This window comes from Oceanibaculum sp., from assembly GCF_022449305.1.
In the GTDB taxonomy this organism is placed as follows: domain Bacteria; phylum Pseudomonadota; class Alphaproteobacteria; order Oceanibaculales; family Oceanibaculaceae; genus Oceanibaculum; species Oceanibaculum indicum.
The window spans coordinates 1-3,299 of the sequence record NZ_JAKUSO010000118.1 but is presented as its reverse complement, the minus strand read 5'-3'; the positions used below and the strand labels follow the sequence as shown (position 1 = coordinate 3,299).

Below are 3,299 nucleotides of genomic sequence, written 5' to 3'. Positions count from 1 at the left end.
CCCCGACCAGCCGGAAAGACCGCCGCGCCGCGCCTGATATCGCCGTTCACGGCCGCCTCGGGCGGCTCATCAACCCGACGATATTGGACATGACATGCATCGAAACGATTTTGCTTGGTCTCGGCCGCTTCACCAGCTGAGACCGTTGCTCGGCCTGCCAATTGTGCTGGCGGTGCTGCTGCTCGCCGGTCCGGCCTTCGCCCATGCCGTCACGGAAGGCGACAAGGGCTACATCCTGGAGATCACCGGGATTCACCTGATCCCCTTCACCTATCTGGGCGCCAAGCACATGGTCACGGGGTACGATCATCTGCTGTTCCTGCTGGGCGTTATCTTCTTCCTCTACCGGGCGAAGGACATCGCCCTCTATGTCAGCCTGTTCGCTATCGGTCATTCGGTGACCATGCTGTTCGGCGTGCTCTCGGGCATCAGCGTCAGCGCCTACATCATCGACGCCATCATCGGCCTGTCGGTGGTGTACAAGGCACTCGACAATATGGGCGCCTATCAGCGCTGGTTCGGCTTTCAGCCCGATACCAGGGCCGCGACCCTGATCTTCGGCTTGTTCCACGGCTTCGGCCTGGCGACCAAATTGCAGGAATACGAGATCGCCGAGGACGGGCTCATTCCCAATTTGCTGGCCTTCAATGTCGGCGTCGAGATCGGCCAGCTGCTGGCCCTGGGCGCCATCCTCATTGCCATCAGCTACTGGCGGCGCAGCGACAGCTTCCTGCGTCATGCCTACACCGCCAACGTCGCCATGATGACCGCTGGCTTCATGCTGGTGGGTTATCACATCACCGGCTTTTTCGTCGCTTGATCCAGGGAGACCAAGACATGTATAACAGCAATATCCCCAGCCGCGACCAGCTGCCCAGCACCCGGCAGCTGCTGCGCTCCACCTTCATTGCCATCGCCACGGCCATCGTGCTGCTGGTGACCACGGTGCTGCCCGGCGAGTATGGCATCGATCCTACCGGCATCGGCCGACTGCTGGGCCTGACCGAGATGGGCGAGATCAAGGAACAGCTCTCCCGCGAGGCGGAGGAGGACCGGCTGAAGGAGAGCCAGCCGGTGCCCGCACCCGCCGGCGACAAGCGTTCCGGCCTGATCGGCACGGTGCTGGCCGAACTGTTCCTGGCGAAGCCGGCCGCCGCCTCGGTGCAGCTCGCCCAGGCTAAGGTCGGGGAATATACGCTTACCCTGAAGCCAGGCGAAGGCGCGGAAGTGAAGCTGGAGATGCGCAAGGGCGCCAAGGTGTCCTTCGAGTGGAAGGCAGCCGGCGGCGGCGTGAATTACGACACCCATGGCGATCCCTATGATGCGCCGCGCGACTTCTATCACGGCTATGGCAAGGGCCGCGCCTCACCCGGCGAGAAGGGCGTTCTGGAGGCGGCGTTCGACGGGCACCATGGCTGGTTCTGGCGCAACCGCACCGGCAAGGATGTAACGGTGACGCTTCGCGTGGAGGGTGAGTTCATCGCCCTGAAACGGGTCGTCTGATCGCGATTCCCCTCCCGCATTGCCATCGCGTGCGGGAGGGGGAGAGGAGTCATTGATGGAGCTTGTCGGGCAGGCATGGGCGCTGGTTTCCGTCTGGCAGCGGGAAATCCTGGCGGCGCTGTCATCGGTCCTGCGGGCCGGTGACATGCCCTCCCTTCTGGCGTTGGGGATCGGGCTTGGTGCGCTGCATGCCCTGACGCCTGGGCATGGCAAGCTCGCCCTGGCGGCCTTCCTCGCCGGCAGCCGGGGCACGGCCCTGAAGGGGCTGCGGATCGCGGCGATGGCGGCCCTGATGCATGTGGCGACCGGCGCCTTGCTCTATGCCCTGTTCGCCGCGCTGCTGCGTCCGGCAGCCAGCCTCAGCGGCCGGGGCGAGCCCCTGGTAACGACCCTCGGTTATGGGCTCGTCGCGCTGGCCGGAGCGCTGATGGTCCTGCAGGCTTTCCGGCCGCATGGTGCGTCGCGCCATGCCGCATTCACCATAACGGCCGGGATTGGCGTCCTGCCCTGTCCCCTGACGATCACGGTGCTGGGCTTCGCGCTGGCCCAGGCATCGATGGCGCATGCCGTCATTCTGCTTCTGTCGCTGGCGGTCGGTGTGGCCGTCACGCTCGCCGCCGTCGCTCTGGTGGCGGTCTTTGCCAGCCGGCTCGCAATCGGCATCGCCAGAGATCACACCGCCCGGCTGGAGCCCTATGGCCGTTACCTGCAGGCTGGATTTGGATTTGCCGTTATCCTTCTGGCGGCGCTAGGCGGGTTTGGGGGTGTTTCGTGACCGGCGTCCAAGGGGCGTTAGCTTAGCCATTCTTTAGATTTATCCATGGGCATCATCCAAGGATCCGGCCAGGAAAGCGCCCGAACACTGCCTGCATCCCCCTGGAACCTTGTGTGGCGTTCTAGGACTTCCACCCTCAGCGCCGGGCCTAAGGATCCGGACCCAGCCATACATAAGTCGGCGCCGAGGTGTAGGCGTATTCCGTTTCACGGTATGATTCTCACGATGTGGAAATTGGCGGCCCGTATTTCGTAACCCCCATTGCCGCTACAGCTGTCGGTGATCGCTTCTCGTTACATGCTCCCGTGAGCGTGTCCCTCTACCCTCAATGCAGCCGCCGCACACCCTTCCTTGGCAATGAGCCCGCGCCTTCGCTGTTCAGGAGATGGTGCCGGCTGTTAAAGGCCAGGCTGCGTAGTTGCTAAGCTCTTTGCGAGCCCTGCCGGACCAAGAGCGGGAAGAGCTTCATAGCCCTCCCAAGCGTCATCGACACGTTTAACGCTATCAGGTTGCCTTCAGCCTCTAGCCTGCGTATTGGGCTGGGCTTCATCTTCCCCATTTGTCTGACGCCGGAGAAGATCGATCTCTAGCGGGGAGGGGGGCTGGGGGCCATCGCTCGAGCCTTTGCCAGTTTGGATTGATGGATCGGTTGAACCGGCAAAGGAAGCCCCGCCGATCCAGTCCGTTCTCTATGACCGGGGTTGGCGCGGCCTTAAGTGCTGCATCTGCTTTGGCCTGGCCTGACGGAACTGGACCCGTGTCGCTGACGGCGTCACGCAAATAATGTCTTCTTTCGTAGGAAGTTCTTAGGCGTTTCATAGAAAAATAAATCTACAGGCCGTTGTTTAAATGGAAATATCCACTCGGATAAATTGATGGACATTTTCATGCGGGACTGCTCCCGCGCGTATAATAATCATCGTTATAATTGATCGCAGGAGCATTGTAAGCGGTGTTTTGCGGCCACGTAGACATCAAGGTCGGTGGAACGGCACCACATTCTTGCCGCGTATGAAGGCGA

General features: G+C 62.0%; 3 protein-coding genes. All 3 read left to right on the top strand.

Annotated features, from left to right (window positions below; translation table 11 throughout):
• Nucleotides 1–94: 94 nt before the first annotated feature.
• From MK313_RS17990 to MK313_RS17980, 3 genes are read left to right on the top strand one after another with little or no spacing between them, the layout of a single operon-like run.
• Nucleotides 95–820, top strand: coding sequence for a HupE/UreJ family protein (locus MK313_RS17990; RefSeq protein WP_416054155.1), 726 nt, complete (start codon nucleotides 95–97; stop codon nucleotides 818–820).
• Nucleotides 821–837: 17 nt separating this feature from the next.
• Complete coding sequence (locus tag MK313_RS17985; protein ID WP_287783581.1) at nucleotides 838–1,503, top strand: transmembrane anchor protein; 666 nt, start codon at nucleotides 838–840, stop codon at nucleotides 1,501–1,503.
• Between the two features lie 55 nt (nucleotides 1,504–1,558).
• The gene (locus MK313_RS17980) at nucleotides 1,559–2,278 is read left to right on the top strand and encodes a hypothetical protein (RefSeq protein ID WP_287783579.1); all 720 of its coding nucleotides are present in this window, start codon (nucleotides 1,559–1,561) and stop codon (nucleotides 2,276–2,278) included.
• The last annotated feature ends 1,021 nt before the right edge of the window (nucleotides 2,279–3,299 follow it).